The sequence below is a fragment of the Gordonia sp. LUNF6 genome, assembly GCF_047041125.1.
Lineage (GTDB): Bacteria > Actinomycetota > Actinomycetes > Mycobacteriales > Mycobacteriaceae > Gordonia > Gordonia sihwensis.
Genome location: NZ_CP178181.1, coordinates 1,605,280 through 1,622,748 on the forward strand (window position 1 = coordinate 1,605,280; position 17,469 = coordinate 1,622,748).

19 protein-coding genes are annotated in these 17,469 nt (G+C 69.7%); 17 read left to right on the forward strand and 2 right to left on the reverse strand.

The window, feature by feature from the left end; translation table 11 throughout:
• From trmD to ACK8HH_RS07535, 10 genes are all read left to right on the forward strand, one after another.
• The gene (gene trmD / locus ACK8HH_RS07490; protein ID WP_006897908.1) at nucleotides 1-681 is read left to right on the forward strand and encodes a tRNA (guanosine(37)-N1)-methyltransferase TrmD; all 681 of its coding nucleotides are present in this window, start codon (nucleotides 1-3) and stop codon (nucleotides 679-681) included.
• Between the two features lie 70 nt (nucleotides 682-751).
• Complete coding sequence (locus ACK8HH_RS07495; RefSeq protein ID WP_375002099.1) at nucleotides 752-1,981, forward strand: hypothetical protein; 1,230 nt, start codon at nucleotides 752-754, stop codon at nucleotides 1,979-1,981.
• A gap of 178 nt (nucleotides 1,982-2,159) precedes the next feature.
• Nucleotides 2,160-2,501, forward strand: a complete 342-nt coding sequence (gene rplS / locus ACK8HH_RS07500; protein ID WP_006897906.1) for a 50S ribosomal protein L19 — start codon at nucleotides 2,160-2,162, stop codon at nucleotides 2,499-2,501.
• Nucleotides 2,502-2,635: 134 nt separating this feature from the next.
• Entirely contained in the window at nucleotides 2,636-3,502 is an 867-nt protein-coding gene (lepB, locus tag ACK8HH_RS07505) for a signal peptidase I (RefSeq protein ID WP_006897905.1), read from the forward strand.
• The gene (locus tag ACK8HH_RS07510; RefSeq protein WP_062366791.1) at nucleotides 3,502-4,161 is read left to right on the forward strand and encodes a ribonuclease HII; all 660 of its coding nucleotides are present in this window, start codon (nucleotides 3,502-3,504) and stop codon (nucleotides 4,159-4,161) included. The genes lepB and ACK8HH_RS07510 overlap by 1 nt, the downstream gene beginning before the upstream one ends.
• Nucleotides 4,161-4,472, forward strand: a complete 312-nt coding sequence (locus tag ACK8HH_RS07515; RefSeq protein WP_006897903.1) for a DUF2469 domain-containing protein — start codon at nucleotides 4,161-4,163, stop codon at nucleotides 4,470-4,472. Before ACK8HH_RS07510 ends, ACK8HH_RS07515 begins: the two co-directional genes overlap by 1 nt.
• 111 nt (nucleotides 4,473-4,583) lie before the next feature.
• Nucleotides 4,584-5,000 (forward strand): YraN family protein, encoded by a 417-nt coding sequence (locus tag ACK8HH_RS07520; RefSeq protein ID WP_082781265.1) that lies wholly within the window; start codon nucleotides 4,584-4,586, stop codon nucleotides 4,998-5,000.
• Between the two features lie 6 nt (nucleotides 5,001-5,006).
• Nucleotides 5,007-6,524: a YifB family Mg chelatase-like AAA ATPase gene (locus ACK8HH_RS07525; RefSeq protein WP_062366794.1), complete on the forward strand. Its 1,518-nt coding sequence runs from the start codon at nucleotides 5,007-5,009 to the stop codon at nucleotides 6,522-6,524.
• Nucleotides 6,521-7,651 (forward strand): DNA-processing protein DprA, encoded by a 1,131-nt coding sequence (dprA, locus tag ACK8HH_RS07530; RefSeq protein ID WP_346075262.1) that lies wholly within the window; start codon nucleotides 6,521-6,523, stop codon nucleotides 7,649-7,651. The genes ACK8HH_RS07525 and dprA overlap by 4 nt, the downstream gene beginning before the upstream one ends.
• Before the next feature lie 97 nt (nucleotides 7,652-7,748).
• A complete protein-coding gene (locus ACK8HH_RS07535; protein ID WP_346075264.1) occupies nucleotides 7,749-8,606 on the forward strand; it encodes a siderophore-interacting protein in 858 nt (285 codons plus the stop codon).
• Nucleotides 8,607-8,618: 12 nt separating this feature from the next.
• On the opposite strand, the gene ACK8HH_RS07540 is transcribed toward ACK8HH_RS07535, so the two are convergent.
• On the reverse strand, nucleotides 8,619-10,076 hold the full coding sequence (locus ACK8HH_RS07540; RefSeq protein WP_346075266.1) for an MFS transporter: 1,458 nt from the start codon (nucleotides 10,074-10,076) through the stop codon (nucleotides 8,619-8,621).
• A 233-nt stretch (nucleotides 10,077-10,309) separates the two neighbouring features.
• On the opposite strand from ACK8HH_RS07540, the gene ACK8HH_RS07545 reads away from it, so the two are divergent.
• Together ACK8HH_RS07545 and ACK8HH_RS07550 are read left to right on the forward strand one after the other, a co-directional pair.
• Nucleotides 10,310-11,512, forward strand: a complete 1,203-nt coding sequence (locus tag ACK8HH_RS07545; protein ID WP_375002094.1) for an MFS transporter — start codon at nucleotides 10,310-10,312, stop codon at nucleotides 11,510-11,512.
• 61 nt (nucleotides 11,513-11,573) lie between these two features.
• Nucleotides 11,574-12,488: a tyrosine recombinase XerC gene (locus tag ACK8HH_RS07550; RefSeq protein ID WP_006897896.1), complete on the forward strand. Its 915-nt coding sequence runs from the start codon at nucleotides 11,574-11,576 to the stop codon at nucleotides 12,486-12,488.
• 32 nt (nucleotides 12,489-12,520) lie between these two features.
• On the opposite strand, the gene ACK8HH_RS07555 is transcribed toward ACK8HH_RS07550, so the two are convergent.
• Nucleotides 12,521-13,036, reverse strand: coding sequence for a M23 family metallopeptidase (locus ACK8HH_RS07555; protein WP_346075269.1), 516 nt, complete (start codon nucleotides 13,034-13,036; stop codon nucleotides 12,521-12,523).
• Nucleotides 13,037-13,313: 277 nt separating this feature from the next.
• Here ACK8HH_RS07555 and rpsB point away from each other — a divergent pair, with 277 nt between their 5' ends.
• The 5 genes from rpsB to ACK8HH_RS07580 all read left to right on the forward strand — a co-directional run bounded on the left by rpsB (nucleotide 13,314) and on the right by ACK8HH_RS07580 (nucleotide 17,451).
• Nucleotides 13,314-14,144, forward strand: a complete 831-nt coding sequence (gene rpsB, locus ACK8HH_RS07560; RefSeq protein ID WP_346075271.1) for a 30S ribosomal protein S2 — start codon at nucleotides 13,314-13,316, stop codon at nucleotides 14,142-14,144.
• Nucleotides 14,145-14,269: 125 nt separating this feature from the next.
• Nucleotides 14,270-15,094: a translation elongation factor Ts gene (gene tsf, locus ACK8HH_RS07565; RefSeq protein WP_006897893.1), complete on the forward strand. Its 825-nt coding sequence runs from the start codon at nucleotides 14,270-14,272 to the stop codon at nucleotides 15,092-15,094.
• Nucleotides 15,095-15,227: 133 nt separating this feature from the next.
• The gene (gene pyrH, locus ACK8HH_RS07570) at nucleotides 15,228-15,980 is read left to right on the forward strand and encodes a UMP kinase (protein ID WP_006897892.1); all 753 of its coding nucleotides are present in this window, start codon (nucleotides 15,228-15,230) and stop codon (nucleotides 15,978-15,980) included.
• A gap of 53 nt (nucleotides 15,981-16,033) precedes the next feature.
• A complete protein-coding gene (gene frr, locus ACK8HH_RS07575) occupies nucleotides 16,034-16,591 on the forward strand; it encodes a ribosome recycling factor (RefSeq protein WP_006897891.1) in 558 nt (185 codons plus the stop codon).
• A complete protein-coding gene (locus tag ACK8HH_RS07580; RefSeq protein WP_006897890.1) occupies nucleotides 16,588-17,451 on the forward strand; it encodes a phosphatidate cytidylyltransferase in 864 nt (287 codons plus the stop codon). Before frr ends, ACK8HH_RS07580 begins: the two co-directional genes overlap by 4 nt.
• The last annotated feature ends 18 nt before the right edge of the window (nucleotides 17,452-17,469 follow it).

Here is a 17,469-nt window from a genome sequence, read left to right on the forward strand (position 1 = left end):
ATGCGCATTGATGTCGTGACGATCTTCCCGGAGTACCTCGAACCGATGCGGGCGGCACTCCTCGGAAAGGCGATCGACGCCGGACTGATCGAGGTCGGCGTCCACGATCTGCGGCAGTGGACGTACGACGTCCACCACAGCGTCGACGACGCGCCCTACGGCGGCGGTCCAGGGATGGTGATGAAGCCACAGGTGTGGGGCGAGGCGCTCGACGCCGTCTGCCCGGACGACGCGCTGCTGGTGGTGCCGACGCCGGCGGGCGTGCCCTTCACACAGGCCACGGCCCAGCGCTGGAGTTCCGAGCGGCATCTGGTCTTCGCGTGCGGCCGTTACGAGGGGATCGATCAGCGGGTCTTCGACGACGCCGCCCGCCGGGTGCGTGTGGAGGAGGTCTCGCTCGGCGACTTCGTGCTGATCGGCGGCGAGGTGGCCGTCCTCGCCATGGTCGAGGCCACCACCCGTCTGATGCCGGGTGTGCTCGGCAATCCGCAGTCGCACCAGGAGGATTCGTTCTCCGACGGGTTGCTCGAAGGTCCTAGTTACACCCGTCCCAGAGTGTGGCGCGGACTGGAGGTGCCCGCGGTGCTCCTGTCCGGAGACCACGGCCGAGTCGCGCAGTGGCGGCACGAGCAGTCGCGCGAACGCACGCGTGAGCGGCGCCCGGACCTGCTGCAGGACTGATCCGGGCGGCGGACGCCGTGTGCTGCGGCGTGTCGCGGAACCGGTGCGGCCGCCGCTGCGTCCAACGAGTATGAGCACCACGTGGACGGTGGCCGCCGAGGAACTCCTCGCCCGGCTCGATTCGATGGATCCCGGCGCGGCCGCGGCCGACGCCGCGGAGATCGCCCGCATCGTCGACGCCGCGCGGGCGATCGGGGAGCGGATGGCCGCCGTGTTCGGCACCGGTTCGCTCGTCGGTGCGGCCGCGGACGGCGGGGCGAGGGCCGGTGTCGATCTCGCGGAGCGGATCACTTCCACCTCGGATCGTCTCGCGAGCGGCCGTAGCTCGCTGGCCTCCGCCTCGGGCGTGCTGGCCGGAGCGGTGGCGTATCGGCCCAGGGTCGTCGCACTGAGCGTCGTCGGCACCACCCAGCCCGCAGTGCTGTCGGCGCTGCTCGGCGTCGGTACCGAACTGGCCGGGGTGTACAACGCTCCGATGGACTCCTCGGCCCGCGGCCTCCTCTCCGGCGGTCCGGACGCGTCGCCTGCCTCGCACGGAGCGCCCGCGGCCGCCGACACGGCCGACCGAGCGGCAGTTCCGGCAGTGGCCGGACCGATGGCCGTGGACGTCCCGTCCGGCGACGGACCGCCGGTCGGGGACGGTCCGGTCGCCGCCGCACCCGATCAGGGCGCCGGCGCCGCGCCCGCGGCCGGCCCTCCGCGACCCGGTGTCGCCGCGGATGCGGGCCCGAAGCAGTCGTCGGCGGGTCCCGGACCCTCACCGGGAGCGGCTCCGGCCGCTGCGAGAGGCCCGACCGGCCCGTCCGCGGGCGACGGCGGTACCGGCCCGCCGGGCAGCACCGCCCGCCCTGGCCCGTCTCGTCACACGTCTTCGGCTCGGTCGGCGGAGCTCTCAGCCGCGCCTGGCGTCCTCGCCACCGTCCCGCCGCCGGTGCGGGCCGCCCCGTCGGTGCCGGCCGCGCCGAGGTCGGTCGTGTCTGAGACGACCTCGCCCGCGTCGCGAGCGGCGTCGGTGCCGGCAGGGCGCCCGGCGACGGCAGGCAATGCCTCCGCCTCCCGGCCGGGCGGCGGGCCGTACGGAGCCGCACCGTCGGCGCGACGCTCCGAGGACGAGGACGGCCACAGGCCCGCCGACTATCTGCGCTCGGCGACGGAGGGGATCCTCGTGCTGGGCCCGCAGCCGCTCGTCGCGCCGGCGGTCATCGGCGATCTCGAGGAAGGCGTTCCCGAGGCCGGGCCCGGCACCGACGTGCAACCGCCCGGCGACGATGACGACCAGGAACTCGACCTGACGCTGTGATCGCGGATTTCCCTCATGCCGGGTGGAGGTGGCACAATGTTTCAGGTTGCCTGCCGGAGACCTCGCGTCGACCGCTGCAGCGCACGGACCCCATGCCACGGGCATGAACCGGTCGAACCCCGCCGAATTCGCGTCGGGGCCGCCAGGTTCCTCTGTCCCCGCCCAGATTGGACGAGAAATGAACACCCTGGACCTCATCGACAAGCAGTCCCTTCGCGACGACATCCCCGAGTTCGGCCCCGGCGACACCCTCGACGTGCACGTCAAGGTCATCGAGGGATCGAAGGAGCGCGTGCAGGTCTTCAAGGGCGTCGTGATCCGCCGCCAGGGCGGCGGCATCCGCGAGACTTTCACGGTCCGCAAGGTCTCGTTCGGTGTCGGTGTGGAGCGCACCTTCCCCGTGCACAGCCCGAACATCGCCAAGATCGACGTCCTGACCCGCGGTGACGTCCGTCGCGCGAAGCTGTACTACCTGCGCGATCTGCGCGGCAAGGCTGCGAAGATCAAGGAGAAGCGCTGAGCTTCTGCTCGCCCCGGCGAGAAACGAACATCCAGACCCCGTCCCGCACGGCGCCGACCACTTCGGCCCGCGGGGCGGGGTCTGTTCGTGTCGGCCCGGCGGCGCGTCGAAAGTGAACCGGGTGGTCGGGAGCGGTGACGGACATCAGTACCCTGTTCTACGTGGACGACAACACCCGCGGGGACGACCCGTCGCAGGCTAACGACGAGCGCGGCAGCAGTGGGGGCGCCGAGTCCGATTCCGGATTCACCTTCCGGGACGACGCCCCCGAGGACGAGCAGAAGGGCAAGAGCCGCTGGCTCCGCGAACTGCTGATCATCGTCGGCATCGTGCTGGTGCTCATGTTCGTGTTCACCCAGTTCTTCTTCCGGCAGTACGTGGTGCCGTCGGAGTCCATGGAACCGACCCTGCACGGCTGCTACGGGTGCACCAACGACCACATCGTGGTCGACAAGATGGTGTACCGGTTCAGTGACCCGAAGCCAGGTGACGTGGTGGTCTTCAAGGCCCCGACCAGTTCGTGGGACGAAGGGTGGTCGTCGCCTCGCTCGTCGAACCCGGTGGTGCACAAGATCCAGGACGTGCTGTCGCTGTTCGCTCTCGCGCCGCCGGACGAGAACAACCTCGTCAAGCGGGTGATCGCGGTCGGCGGGCAGACCGTCCAGTGCCGCGAGGCCGACGGCAAGGGTGTCACGGTGGACGGCAAGCCCCTCCACGAGCCGTACATCGACAAGCAGTTGCAGGCGCAGACCTACCAGCAGTCGGGCGGGGTGCTCGGTCAGGGCTCGTGCTACGGCAGCGACTTCGGCCCGATCAAGGTGCCCGAGGGCAATCTCTGGGTGATGGGCGACAACCGCAGCAACTCCGCCGACTCACGGGCCCACATCGACGACGAGTTCCACGGCACGGTGCCGGTCTCCGACGTCCGCGGCAAGGTCCGGTTCATCATCTACCCGTTCTCCCGGATCGGGGGCGTGGGCTCGGTCGACCCGCAGAGCTGATGCCCGGATCGACTCGATGGCCCCCGCGGTCGCCGGTTCGGAAGGCAGCGGGATTGCGGACACTGGAGTTCACCCTGGCCCGCCAGGGGCTCGGCCCGGTGGCCGGCGTCGACGAGGCAGGCCGGGGTGCGTGCGCCGGCCCGCTGGTGGTGGCGGCGTGCGTGCTGAGCACTTCGCAACTGAAGTCTCTCGCTGCGCTGGACGACTCCAAAAAGCTCTCGGAGCCGGTGCGCGAGAAGCTCTACTCGGCGGTCGTGCGGCATGCGGTCAGTTGGAAGGTGGTGGCGATCCCGGCGGCCGAGGTGGACCGGCTCGGGGTCCACGTCGCCAACATCGAAGGCATGCGGCGCGCGGTGGCCGGACTGTCGGTGCGGCCCGGGTACGTCCTGTCCGACGGATTCCACGTGCCGGGGCTGCCTGCGCCGTCGCTACCGGTGATCGGGGGCGACGCGAACGCGGCGTGCATCGCCGCCGCCTCGATCCTCGCGAAGGTGACCCGCGACCGGATGATGGTGGCACTCGACGACGAGGTGCCGGGCTATCAGTTCGCGGTGCACAAGGGCTACAGCACGGCCCTGCACATGGAGTGTCTGGACGCGCGCGGTCCCTCGGCGGAGCACCGTATGTCGTACCGGAACGTCCGCGATAGGCTGGCCTGATGAGCGCTGAGGATCTCGAGAAGTACGAAGCCGAGATGGAGCTGTCCCTGTACAAGGAGTACAAGGACATCGTCGGTCAGTTCACCTACGTCGTGGAGACCGAGCGCCGCTTCTACCTCGCGAACGGTGTGAATCTGGTTCCGCGCAATGCGGACGGCGAAGTCTATTTCGAGATTCACATGACCGATGCGTGGGTGTGGGACATGTACCGGCCCGCTCGCTTCGTCAAGCAGGTTCGCGTGGTGACGTTCAAGGACGTCAACATCGAGGAACTGGAGAAGCCGGAACTGCGGCTGCCCGACGAGCCCTGAGCCCGGGCGGGTGGTCGCGGACTGTGCAGAACACCCGCGGTATGCACACTCGCCGAGGAACGGGTGATCGGGACCTGTCACGGGTCGCCGCAGCGGCGCATCCTGTCCCGCATGGGGGAACAACGGGAGCAGCGAAAGCGGGAGAAGCGGGGCGTGGACCGCCGCGGTCTGATCGGGCGGGTCGGCGAGGATCTGGCCGCGGCGCGCCTGGCGGATCTCGGCTGGCGGATCCTCGACCGGAACTGGCGGACGAGGTACGGCGAGCTCGACATCGTCGCCGCCGACGGTCGGACTCTGGTGATCGTGGAAGTGAAGACGCGGGCCAGCCGGACGTTCACCGATCCGCTCGGTGCGGTGACCCCCGACAAGCTGCGCCGGATGCGGCGGCTGGCACAGCAGTGGCTGGCTCAGCAGGACGCGTTCTGGGAGGTCGTCCGTTTCGACGTGGTCTCGGTGCAGTTGGACATGACCGATCCGGAGGACCTCGAGCGCGCGATGTGGTGGCACCACGTCGGTGTGTGCGAGTAGCGCCCGATGTCCGGACTGGGGAGAGTGCACTCGGTGGGGCTCAACGCCTTCGCCGCCGATGTGATCGAGATTCAGGCCAACATCAGCGCGGGGCTGCCCGGGCTGACCATCAGCGGGAGTGTGGACACCTCGCTGCGTGAGGCGAAGGAGCGCGTGCGGGCCGCGATCGCGAACAGCGCGATACAGTTCCCGACCACCAAGGTCACGATCGCGCTGGCACCGGCCCGACTGCCCAAGAGCGGGCCGGGCTTCGATCTGCCGATGGCGGTCAGTGTGCTGATAGCGGCGCAGAAGGTGCCCACCACGAGGCTGCCGGGGACGGTGATGCTCGGCGAACTGGCGCTCGACGGCCGGGTGCGTCCGGTGCGCGGGGTGCTGCCACTGCTGCTGGCAGCGCGGGAGGCCGGGTTCGAGCGGGCGGTGGTGCCGGCCGAGAACGTCGCCGAGGCGGCTCTGGTGTCGGGGCTCGACATCGGCGGGGCGCGGTCGCTGTCGGACGTGCTGTCGTGGTTGAGCGGAGATCGCGCGCTCGACACCGTCGACGGCGAGACCGCGGAGCCGGCGCCGCCGGAGATCCCCGACATGGCCGACGTGGCCGGCCAGGCGACGGCACGGCGCGCGCTCGAGATCGCCGCGGCCGGATCGCATCACCTGCTGATGACCGGTCCGCCCGGCATCGGCAAGACGATGCTGGCGTGCCGGTTGCCGGGTATTCTGCCGAGCCTCACCGAGGAGGAGTCGCTGGAGGTGACCGCGATCCATTCGATCGCGGGAACGCTGCCCGAGCATCGGCCGTTGATCACCCTGCCGCCGTTCGTGGCACCGCACCACAGCACGAGCATCACCGCGCTGCTGGGCGGCGGGACCGGGATCGCGCGGCCGGGATCGGTGTCGCGGGCGCACCGCGGAATCCTCTTCCTCGACGAATGCGCGGAGATGGGACCGAAAGTCCTCGATTCGCTGAGGCAGCCGCTGGAGGAGGGGGAGGTCCGGATCTCGCGTCGCGACGGGACCGCCCGCTATCCGGCGCGCTTCCAGTTGATCCTCGCGGCCAACCCGTGTCCGTGCGCGCCCGCGAAGGACGTCGACTGCATCTGCACGTCCATCCAGCGCCGCCGCTATCTGGGCCGGCTGTCGGGCCCGCTGATGGACCGGATCGACATCCGCGTGGCCATGGACCCGCCCGGCGACGTCACACTGCTGACCGAACGCGGTGAGCCGAGCGCGGCGATCGCCGAGCGGGTGCTGCGGGCGCGCGAGGCGGCGCGGGAGAGGTGGTCCGAATTCGGCTGGCGCACCAACGCCGAGGTGCCGGGCAGCGCGCTGCGGCACCGATTCCGGCCGGGGCCGCAGGTGCGCCGGCCGCTGGAGGCGGCGTTGCGCACCGGACGGATCACGGCGCGCGGCGCCGATCGGGCGCTGCGTCTGGCCTGGACGTTGACCGATCTGCGGGGCGGCGACGCGCCGGGGGAGGACGACATCGTGTCGGCGCTGCTGTACCGCGACCGGGGAGGGCGACCGTGACCGACGACAAGGCGGCCCGCGCGTGGGCATACCTCGCGGCGGTGGCCGAGCCGCCGTGTGCGGCACTGATCGCGTTGGTGGCCGAACTCGGCCCGCTGGACGCCGCCGCGGCGGTTCGTTCGCGGAAGGTTCCCGCCGCGCACCGCGGCGTTCTGGCACCCACGCAGGCGCGCGCCGCGACCGACACCGCGGCGGAGGACCTGGCCAGGTGTGAGCGCATCGGTGCGCGCCTGCTCACCAGAGACGATCCGGACTGGCCCGGATGGCAGCTGCTGGCGCTCGATCAGGCGGACAGTGCCGCGCGGGGCGGAGCTCCGCTCGCACTCTGGGTGCGCGGGCCGGCCTCGTGCGGTGACGCGGTGGGCAGGTCGATGGCGCTGGTCGGCTCGCGCGCCTCATCGTCGTACGGCGATCACGTCGCCGGAGCGATGGCGGCCGCGCTGGCGGACGAGGGCTGGTCGGTGGTGTCGGGTGGGGCGTACGGGATCGACGGGGCAGCGCATCGAGGAGCGCTCGGTGCGGGAGGCACCACCGTGGCTGTCCTCGCGTGCGGCATCGACCGCACGTATCCGTCCGGGCACGCGCAGTTGCTGCACCGGATCGCCGAGACCGGGCTCGTCGTCAGCGAGTATCCGCCGGGCACATCCGCGGCCAAACATCGATTCCTCACCCGGAATCGTCTGGTCGCGGCGTTCTCGTCCGCGGTGATCGTGGTGGAGGCCGGACGGCGGTCGGGCGCGGCCAACACCGCGGCGTGGGCCAAACGGCTGGGCCGGCCGCTCGGGGCGGTGCCCGGGTCGGTCACCAGCGCCACCTCGGTGGGTGCCAACGCCATGATCGCCGACGGCGACGCCGTGCTGGTCGCCGATTCGGGCGCCGCGATCTCGCTCGCGAGCCCGGACGGATGCGACACGCGGGAGGCGGCACCGCGCCGCCGCACCGACGATCTGCGTCCGGATCAGCTGCGCGTGGTGGAGGCGCTGCCCGCGCGCGGCGGTCTCACCGTCGACGAGATCGCGTTCGCCGCGGGGCTGCCGATCGACGACGTCCTTCGGGCCCTCGCGGCGCTCGACCTGTCCGGTCATGTCGCCGGCTCCGACGGCACGTGGCGGTTGGGAGCTCGATGAGTGGGACACCGCCGGTGGTGGGAACGTCGGGGGACGCCTACGATGGAGCGAGCATCTTAGGATGCCCTAATCTTGTTGTGCCGAAAGAGGAGACCAGATGGCGAAGCCGGTGACCACGTTGACGGTCCTGCGGACAGAGCGGCTGACCCCGCACATGGTGCGCGTGTGGCTGGGCGGTGACGAGTTCGCCGCCTTCCGCCCCGCGGGCGGACAGGACGGTCACTACGACACCGACATGTACGTGAAGATCGTCTTCGCACCCGAGGGCGTCGATTACCCGCGGCCGGTCGACATGGACGCGATCCGGGACACGTATCCCGCCGAACAGCAGCCGATCCTGCGCACGTACACGGTCCGTCACTACCGGCCGGACGCCGCGGAATTGGCGATCGACTTCGTGGTCCACGGTGACGAGGGCGTCGCCGGACCGTGGGCCGCAGGCGTGCGGCCGGGCGAATCGGTGACCCTCCTGGGACCGGGCAGCGGCTACCGGCCCATGGCCGACGCGCCCTGGCACCTGCTGGTGTCGGACGAAGCCGGCCTGCCCGCGCTGGCCGCGGCGCTCGAAGCGATGCCGCAGGACGCGGTGGCCAAGGTGTTCATCGAGGTCGCCGGCCCCGAGGACGAGGTGGAGCTGACCGCTCCCGCCGGTGCCGAGATCACCTGGGTGCATCGCGGGGCGCCGTCCAACGAGGCCCCCGACGACCGGTCGGGCGACAACGCGCCGGTCATCGCCGCGGTGCGCACCGCGCAGTGGCTCGACGGTGAACCGCAGGTGTTCATCCACGGCGAGGCACAGGCGGTGATGAAGAATCTGCGCGGCTACGTGCGGAAGGAACGTGGCGTGAGCGCCAAGCGCGCGGCGTCGATCTCCGGCTACTGGCGCCGAGGCCGCACCGAAGAGGGCTTCCGCCAGTGGAAGGCCGAACTGCGCAAGGCCGAATCGCACGTGTGACGGGCGGGCGGCTCAGACGACGCGTTCGTCGCGGAGCCGGCTCGCGGGCACGCCCAGCGCGGCGACAGTCGCCAGGGCACACGTGACGAGCGCGACGATCGACGCCCACACATAGGCGTCCGTGGAGGGTACGGCGACGGCCCCGCCGGTCGTCGAGACGGTCTCGACGGACGCGGCCAGGATCATGCCGATCACGGCCGTGGCAGTGGACGTGCCGACCGATCGCATCAGTGCGTTGACGCCGTTGGCCTCCCCGGTCTGCGTCACCGGGACCCAGTCCATGATGAGGGCGGGCATCGCCGAATACGCGACGCCCAGGCCGGCACCGACGAAGCAGTTCACGATGACCATGAATCCCCACGTCGGATGCCAGGGCCCCGCGATCATCAGCAGGAAGCCCAGGTAACCGACCCCGATCACCACGCCGCCGGAGGCCAGTGAGACCCGTGCGCCGAAGCGCCGCGTCATCCACGCGCTGACGTAGGAGAACGCGAACATCACCAGCCCGGAGGGCATCAGCACGAGGCTGGCCTCCACGATGGTCAGTCCGACGCCGGTCTGGGTGGAGGTCGGGGCCTCGAGCACCTGGATCGGCATGATCTGCATGGCGTAGAACGCGAAACCGGTGGCGACGGAGGCGATGTTGGTCAGCAGGATGGGACGTCGAATGCTGGTGGCGAGGTCGATCAGCGGATTGTCCACGCGCTTCTCCCATCGCCACCACAGCACCGAGGAGACGACGAACGCGGCGAACAGGCCGAGCACGGCCGGGCTCGACCAGCCCCAGGCGTCGCCCTTGGAGAGAGCGAGCAGAATGCAGCTCAGCAGGACGGTGAGCCCGATCGCGCCCACCAGGTCGAAGCGCCCGCCCGTGGCGATCGAACTGCGCGGGACGGCCGCCGCGACGGCCGACGCGGCGATCACGCCGACCGCCGCGCTCACCCAGAACAGTGCGTGCCAGCTCACCTGCTGGGCGATCACCGCGGCGAACGGGAGGCCGAGTGATCCGCCGACGCCGAGCGAGGCCGACATCGCGCCGATGGACGAGCCGAGGCGCGCCGGGGGCACGATGTCGCGCATCAGGCTGATGCCGACCGCGATGGTGCCGATGCCCAGACCCTGAACTCCGCGTCCGATGAGGAACAGTGCCAGCCCCGACGAGAGCGCGCAGACGACCGATCCCGCCGCTACCGCGCCGAGACTGGCGATGAGGACCAGCCGCTTGCCGATCATGTCGCCGAGGCGGCCCGAGATGGGCGTCACCACCGCACCGACGAGCAGCGTGATCGTCAGCGCCCAGGACGCATTGGTCGGTGAGGTGCCGAGGATGGCCGGCAGGTCGGGGATCAGCGGCACGATGATCGTCTGCATCAGCGCCACCACGATTCCGGCGGCGCAGAGGATTGCGACGGCCAGGCGCGGGTGTTCGGCCGTGTCGTGGTGGTCGGCGGAGGTACTGGGGGATGTCACGGGGCGGTGGAGCTTTCGAAAGAAGGATGACGCCAGGCCGGGGAACGCGAGGCATCAGGAAACTTAGCGCGAAATAGGTAACCGAGGTTAAGTACTTTTCGCACGAGTGGGGGATACCACACCGGCATCCGCTGCTAGCTTCCTTTACGAACCGCTTTGTCTCGTCGACGGTCGCCCAGTCAACGCATGTTCTGAATAGTCAACGCATGTTCTCAGCGAATGGTGGAGTGTTCATGATTTCCGCGCCCGCGCGGCGGGGAGCCGTCCTGGCGACGGCCTTCGCCTTCCTGGTCACGATGATGGGGACCACCCTTCCCACCCCGCTGTACTCGCTCTATTCGCAGCGGCTCGACTTCACCGAGTTCACGGTGACGATCCTGTTCGCCGTCTACGCCTTCGGCGTGATGTTCGCGCTCATCGTCTTCGGACGGCTGTCCGATCAGATCGGCCGCCGCCCGATCCTGCTGACCGCCCTGGTCCTCGCCGTGATCAGTGCGGTCATGTTCTTGCTGCCGCTGTCGCTTCCGCTGCTGATCGCGGCCCGGATCGTGTCGGGACTGAGTGCCGGACTGATGAGCGGCACCGGCACGGCCGCGGTGATCGATCTGGTCGGTCCCGCAGACAAAGCGCGCGCAGGAATGCTCGCGATCGCCGTCAACACCGGCGGCCTCGGTGTCGGCACCCTCTTCGCCGGGGTCGTCGCCGATCTCTCGTCGGCTCCGCTGACGCTGCCGTACGCGGTGCACCTGGGGCTGTCGGTACTGGCGTTCGTCACACTCCGTGCGTTCACGCCGGCCCCGGCCGACCCCGCGCCGCTGCGACTGCAGGCGCCGCGACTGACCGTTCCCGCACCGATCCGCGGAGCGTTCGTCCGGGGCGTCCTCGCCGCGGGCGCGGGGTTCGCCGTGTGCGGTGTCCTCACCGCGGTGTCGGCCCTGTTCCTGGTGCGCTACCTCGGCATCGGTTCGCACACTGTGGCGGGTCTGGTGGTCTTCCTCGCATTCGCGTTCATGGTCGTCGGTCAGTTCGTCGCGCGCCGGATCTCGTCGCGCGCAGCCATGCAGGCCGGATGCGGCGGACTGGTGGTCGCGGCCGCCGTTCTCGCGGTGGCGCTCTCCGCCGAATCGCTCGCCGCGCTGCTGATCGCGCCGATCGTCCTCGGCGTATCCGCCGGTCTGTGCGTCAACGCCGGGCTCGCGGCGACCGTGGAGCGCGTCGATCCCGCCCAGCGCGGTGCGGTGTCCTCGGCCTTCTTCGCGGGCCTGTACCTCATGCTCGCCGTGCCGGCCATCGGTGTCGGCGCACTGTCGCTCGCCATCGGACTGCGGGAATCGGGCCTGGTGTTCGCGGGACTCGTCGCGCTCCTGGCCGCGGCGGTGGGAGTCGCGGACATCGCCGCGCGGGGCTCCGCCGCACGGGCGACCCCGCTGCCGTGATCCGCCCGCTGATGCTGCTGAGGTCTATGTGGTGCATGTGGTGAGACTTTAGGATCGAGTCATGGCCGACCTCCTCGATCGCTTCGCAGCGCACCTGCGATACGAGTCCGGGCGCAGTGAGCACACCGTTCGTGCCTATCTCGCCGACATCCGCGGCCTCACGGCGTTCGCCGGTGCGCGCGGAGTTCGGCTCACCGACGTCGATCTCGACCTGCTCCGCGCCTGGCTGGCGGAGATCTCGCGCCGCGGCGCCGCGCGGACCACCGTCGCGCGCCGGGTGTCGTCGGTCAAGACGTTCTGCGAATGGGCCACGCGCGAAGGCGAGATGTCCGTCGACCCCGCGGTGCGCCTCCAGGCGCCCAAGGCGCGCCGGGTGCTGCCGGCGGTGCTTGCTCCCGAGGAAGCCGCGGACGCGATCGAGGCGACGGTGCGACGGGTCGACTCCGCCGCGCCGGACGGACCCTCGTCCGACGACCCGGTATCGCTGCGCGACCGTGCGGTTCTCGAACTGCTCTACGGCTGCGGCATCCGTGTCGGAGAACTGTGCGGGCTCGACGTCGGCGATGTCGACGACGATCGCCGCGCGATCCGGGTGATCGGCAAGGGCGACAAGCAGCGGGTGGTGCCGTACGGTGCGCCTGCCGCATCGGCGCTGGACGCCTGGCGCCGCCGTGGGCGCCCGGCGCTCGCGACCGCCGCCTCGGGGGAGGCCCTGTTCGTCGGCGTCAGGGGAGGACGGCTCGATCAGCGGATGGCGCGCACGGTGGTGCATCGGGCCACCGAGGCTGCGGGACGGTCGGTGGGCCCGCACGCACTGCGTCACAGTGCGGCCACCCACCTGCTGGAGGGAGGCGCCGATCTGCGGGTGGTGCAGGAACTGCTGGGGCACTCGTCGTTGTCGACCACGCAGCTGTACACGCACGTCAGCGTGGAACGACTGCGCGCGGTCCACAAACAGGCGCACCCGCGGTCGTGAATGAGACCGGCCGCATCACCGACCCGGCAGCGTCAGCGGGGTGGTTTGAGCCGCACGGTCGACAACCCGAGCAGGCTCAGCGGGTTGAGGTAGCGGACGCTCCGCCCGCTGCCGCGACGAGCGCCCCAATGAAGGCAGGCCGTCGCGGAGCACCCCTCGTGACCGGTTTGCAGCACACCGACCAGCTGACCGGTTCGGATGTGCTCGCCGCGACGCACGCGGGGCACCACCGGCTCATACATGGTGCTGATCCCGTCGGGGTGCAGCACCGTGACGGTGGAACGGCCGGCGACGGGTCCGGCGAAGGTGACCGTTCCGGCGCGGGCCGCGACCACCGCGGACTCGGCGGGTGCTCCCAGGTCGACGCCGCGGTGCCCGGCGAGCCAGCGCTCAGCCGGCGGATCGAATCCGCGGACCACGGGCGGGCGCGGGGCCAGCGGCCAGTGATACGCACGCTGCGCGGACGCCGCGCCGGGGCCGGCAGGCAGCGCGCTCGCGCACACCAGCGCGATGGCGGTGGCGCGACGCCGGGTATTGAGACTCCCCATAGGACCTCCTCATAGGACTTAGACGCACGGCGCGGCGGTTCGGCTCCATCGGCGTGTCGCGCGGCCGTCGTCGCCCGAGACGCTGATTTGGCTGGTGATCGCGCATCGGAGTAGTCTGGCGACGCACCCAGGCATGTCTTGGGTGACTTCGCGCGCCCGCGAGAAGCTACATCGGAACACGCGGTCCCGGATACCTCCGGGTGTGTTCGCCGATGGCGGGCGCCAGGACCGGAGCTCGACCCGAGCGCCGGTGACAACTGCGAGAGAGGACATATTCATGGCTGTCGTGACCATGAAGCAGCTGCTTGACAGCGGCGCACACTTCGGGCATCAGACCCGCCGTTGGAACCCGAAGATGAAGCGTTTCATCTTCACCGACCGCAACGGCATCTACATCATCGACCTGCAGCAGACGCTGTCGTACATCGACCGCGCCTACGAGTTCGTCAAGGAGACCGTCGCCCACGGCGGCACCATCCTGTTCGTCGGCACCAAGAAGCAGGCTCAGGAGTCGGTCGCCGCCGAGGCCACCCGCGTCGGCATGCCGTACGTGAACCAGCGTTGGCTCGGTGGCATGCTCACCAACTTCAACACCGTGCACAAGCGTCTCCAGCGGATGAAGGAGCTGGAGACCATGGAGCAGACCGGTGGCTTCGAGGGTCGCACCAAGAAGGAAATCCTCATGCTCACGCGTGAGAAGAACAAGCTGGAGCGCACGCTCGGCGGTATCCGCGACATGGCCAAGGTTCCCTCGGCCGTGTGGATCGTCGACACCAACAAGGAGCACATCGCCGTCGGTGAGGCTCGCAAGCTGAACATCCCGGTCATCGCGATCCTGGACACCAACTGCGATCCGGACGTCGTCGACTACCCGATCCCGGCGAACGACGATGCGATCCGCAGCGCCGCTCTGCTGACCCGCGTGATCGCCTCGGCCGTCGCCGAGGGCGTTCAGGCGCGTGCCGGCCAGACCGCGGGCGACGCCAAGCCGGAGGCCGGCGAGGGCGAGCCGCTGGCGGAGTGGGAGCAGGAACTCCTGGCTGAGGCGACCGCTCCGGCGGCCGCACCGGCCACCGATGGCGCCACCGAGGCTCCGGCCGCAGAATAAGAACTGCCGAGAAGCAGGAAACGGGCCCCGAGCACGATGAGCCGGGCCCCTTCTCCGGCGGGGTGATCACCCCGCCGGAGAATCTTGTCTCTCGATCACAAATCGACAAAGGAGGGTCGCCACCTATGGCGAACTACACCGCGGCGGACGTCAAGCGTCTGCGCGAAATGACCGGTTCGGGCATGCTCGACTGCAAGAACGCCCTCGCGAACAACGACGGCGACTTCGACAAGGCAGTCGAAGAGCTGCGCATCAAGGGTGCCAAGGACGTCGGCAAGCGTGCCGAGCGCTCCACCGCCGAGGGTCTGGTCGCCGCCCGTGACGGCGTCATGATCGAGCTCAACAGCGAGACCGACTTCGTCGCCAAGAACGACGAGTTCCAGAAGCTCGCCGACGACATCCTGGGTGCGGCCATCGAGCTGCGCAGCAACGACGTCGACGCTCTGCTCGCCGCGAAGCTCGGCGACGGCACCGTCGCCGACGCCGTCGAGGCGCTCTCGGCCAAGATCGGCGAGAAGCTGGTCCTGCGCCGCGTCGCGTCGTACGACGGCCCGGTGGCCGTCTACCTGCACAAGCGTGCCTCGGACCTGCCGCCCGCCGTCGGCGTCCTGGTCTCCTACACTGGCGAGGGCGACACCGCCGCGGAGGCCGCTCGCGGCGCCGCCATGCAGGTCGCCGCGCTGCGCGCCAAGTACGCCAGCCGCGAGGAGGTCCCCGCGGACGTCGTCGAGAACGAGCGTCGTATCGCCGAGGAGACCGCCAAGGCCGAGGGCAAGCCCGAGCAGGCGCTCCCGAAGATCGTCGAGGGCCGCGTCAACGGCTTCTACAAGGACGTCGTCCTGGTCGACCAGCCGTCGGTCACCGACTCGAAGAAGACCGTGAAGGCGATCCTGGACGAGGCCGGCGCCACCGTCGTCGCGTTCACCCGCTTCGAGGTCGGCCAGTCCTAGTCCGCTAGGCCGCATACGCACTCCGGCCCCGGAATCGACCCGCGAGGGCGACTCCGGGGCCGGAGTGCGTATGCGGGACGATCGACGCCCTAAGATGGAGAGAGTTTGTGCCGACACTCGAGCGAAGGAAGAGATGAGCGAATCGCAGTCGACCGCCGAAGAGGGCAGAGCAGGTTTCTCCCGGGTGCTTCTGAAGCTCGGCGGTGAGATGTTCGGTGGCGGTTCCGTGGGGCTCGACCCGGACGTCGTGGGCACCGTGGCCGACCAGATCGCCGAGGTGGTCTCCTCGGGCGTCCAGATCGGCATCGTGATCGGCGGCGGTAACTTTTTCCGCGGCGCCGAACTGCAGCAGCGCGGTCTGGACCGTTCGCGCTCGGACTACATGGGGATGCTCGGCACCGTCATGAACTGCCTCGCGCTGCAGGACTTCTTGGAGAAGCGGGGGATCACCACCCGCGTGCAGACCGCCATCACCATGGGTCAGGTCGCCGAGCCGTACCTGCCGCTGCGCGCCGTACGTCACCTCGAGAAGGGCCGCGTGGTGATCTTCGGTGCGGGTATGGGCATGCCCTACTTCTCCACCGACACCACCGCTGCGCAGCGCGCGCTCGAGATCAAGGCCGAGGCGGTGCTGATGGCCAAGGCCGTCGACGGCGTGTACTCCGACGACCCGCGCAGCAACCCGGACGCGGAACTGTATCGCGAGATCAGCCACCGCGAGGCGATCGAGAAGCAGCTCAAGGTCGCCGACGCGACCGCGTTCAGCCTGTGCATGGACAACAACATGCCGATCCTGGTGTTCAATCTCCTCGAGCGCGGCAACATTGCCCGCGCGGTCGCGGGTGAACCGATCGGCACGCTGGTGCGCACCCCGCAGGCCTCCTGACCACTGCCGATCCCAGACTTCCACCGCGACGAAAAGAAGGAACGAGACTCATCATGATCGACGAAGCGCTGCTCGACGCCGAGGAGAAGATGGAGAAGGCCGTCGCCCACCTGCGCGACGACATGGCCTCCATCCGCACCGGGCGTGCCAACCCGGCGATGTTCAACAAAGTCGTCATCGACTATTACGGCGCTCCCACTCCGATCACCCAGGTGGCGGGCATCAACACCCCGGAGCCGCGGCTCGTCGTCATCAAGCCGTACGAGCAGTCGACGATGAACGACATCGAGACCGCCATCCGGAACTCCGACCTGGGCGTCAACCCGACCAACGACGGCACGGTGATCCGCGTCGCGATCCCGCAGCTCACCGAGGAGCGCCGCAAGCAGCTCGGCAAGCAGGCGCGCGGCAAGGGCGAGGACGCCAAGGTCGCGATCCGCAACGTGCGACGCAAGGCCGTCGACGAGCTCAAGCGGATCCAGAAGGACGGCGACGCGGGCGAGGACGAGGTGACGCGCGCCGAGAAGGAACTCGACAAGACCACGCACACCTACACCGATGCGGTCGACGAGCTCGTGAAGAACAAAGAAGCTGAGCTGCTCGAGGTATGACGAGTACACCGGAGCAGGCTGAGAAACCCTCCGGGGGGAGTTCCCGGGCCGGCCGGAACCTCCCGGCAGCCATCGGCGTCGGCTGCATCCTGGGCGGTCTGCTCATCGCCGTGCTGCTGCTGGCCCCGGACGGCTGGTACGGCGTCGTCGCTGTCGCACTGGCGATCGCGACCTGGGAGGTCGTCAAGCGGCTGCGGGACGGCGGTTTCGCGGTCCCGGTGATCCCGCTGCTGGCCGGTGGACAGGCGATGATCTGGCTGTCGTGGCCGTTCGGACTGGCCGGGACCTTCGTCGCGATGGCGGCGACGATCCTGGTGATGATGGTCTGGAAGCTGTTCGCACAGGGTCTGTCGAACGCTCCGGTGAACTACATGCGCGATCTGTCGGTCGCGATCCTGGTGCTGGCGTGGCTGCCGATGCTCGCGACCTTCGGCACCTACCTGGTACGCCAGGAGGACGGTGCGCTCCGCGTCTTCACCCTGATGATCGTGGTGGTCTGCTCCGACGTCGGCGGTTATGTGGCGGGCGTGCTGTTCGGCAAGCATCCGATGGCGCCCGCGATCAGTCCCAAGAAGTCGTGGGAGGGACTGGCCGGATCGGTTGTCGTCGGCACCCTCGGCGCACTCGCCTGCGTCGTGTGGATCCTCGACACCTCGCACTGGTGGATCGGTTTCGTGCTCGGTCCGCTGCTGGTGGTGGTCGCCACCACCGGCGACCTCGTCGAGTCCCAGATCAAGCGCGACCTCGGCATCAAAGACATGGGCACGCTGCTGCCCGGTCACGGCGGCATCATGGACCGTCTGGACTCGCTGCTGCCCTCGGCGTTCATCACCTGGGCAGTGCTGGCCTGGCTGCTGTGAGGAGCGGGGCGGCGAGCG

Excerpts from the sequence above, each read along its gene's own strand:
- ACK8HH_RS07510 (WP_062366791.1), top strand. The coding sequence starts at position 3,502 with ATGCCCGGATCGACTCGATGGCCCCCGCGGTCGCCGGTTCGGAAGGCA.
- ACK8HH_RS07550 (WP_006897896.1), top strand. The coding sequence starts at position 11,574 with ATGGCCGACCTCCTCGATCGCTTCGCAGCGCACCTGCGATACGAGTCC.
- tsf (WP_006897893.1), top strand. The coding sequence starts at position 14,270 with ATGGCGAACTACACCGCGGCGGACGTCAAGCGTCTGCGCGAAATGACC.
- ACK8HH_RS07515 (WP_006897903.1), top strand. The coding sequence starts at position 4,161 with ATGAGCGCTGAGGATCTCGAGAAGTACGAAGCCGAGATGGAGCTGTCC.
- trmD (WP_006897908.1), top strand. The coding sequence starts at position 1 with ATGCGCATTGATGTCGTGACGATCTTCCCGGAGTACCTCGAACCGATG.
- ACK8HH_RS07555 (WP_346075269.1), bottom strand. The coding sequence starts at position 13,036 with ATGGGGAGTCTCAATACCCGGCGTCGCGCCACCGCCATCGCGCTGGTG.
- pyrH (WP_006897892.1), top strand. The coding sequence starts at position 15,228 with ATGAGCGAATCGCAGTCGACCGCCGAAGAGGGCAGAGCAGGTTTCTCC.
- frr (WP_006897891.1), top strand. The coding sequence starts at position 16,034 with ATGATCGACGAAGCGCTGCTCGACGCCGAGGAGAAGATGGAGAAGGCC.
- ACK8HH_RS07495 (WP_375002099.1), top strand. The coding sequence starts at position 752 with ATGAGCACCACGTGGACGGTGGCCGCCGAGGAACTCCTCGCCCGGCTC.
- ACK8HH_RS07580 (WP_006897890.1), top strand. The coding sequence starts at position 16,588 with ATGACGAGTACACCGGAGCAGGCTGAGAAACCCTCCGGGGGGAGTTCC.
- ACK8HH_RS07535 (WP_346075264.1), top strand. The coding sequence starts at position 7,749 with ATGGCGAAGCCGGTGACCACGTTGACGGTCCTGCGGACAGAGCGGCTG.
- rplS (WP_006897906.1), top strand. The coding sequence starts at position 2,160 with ATGAACACCCTGGACCTCATCGACAAGCAGTCCCTTCGCGACGACATC.
- ACK8HH_RS07545 (WP_375002094.1), top strand. The coding sequence starts at position 10,310 with ATGATTTCCGCGCCCGCGCGGCGGGGAGCCGTCCTGGCGACGGCCTTC.
- ACK8HH_RS07525 (WP_062366794.1), top strand. The coding sequence starts at position 5,007 with ATGTCCGGACTGGGGAGAGTGCACTCGGTGGGGCTCAACGCCTTCGCC.
- rpsB (WP_346075271.1), top strand. The coding sequence starts at position 13,314 with ATGGCTGTCGTGACCATGAAGCAGCTGCTTGACAGCGGCGCACACTTC.
- ACK8HH_RS07520 (WP_082781265.1), top strand. The coding sequence starts at position 4,584 with ATGGGGGAACAACGGGAGCAGCGAAAGCGGGAGAAGCGGGGCGTGGAC.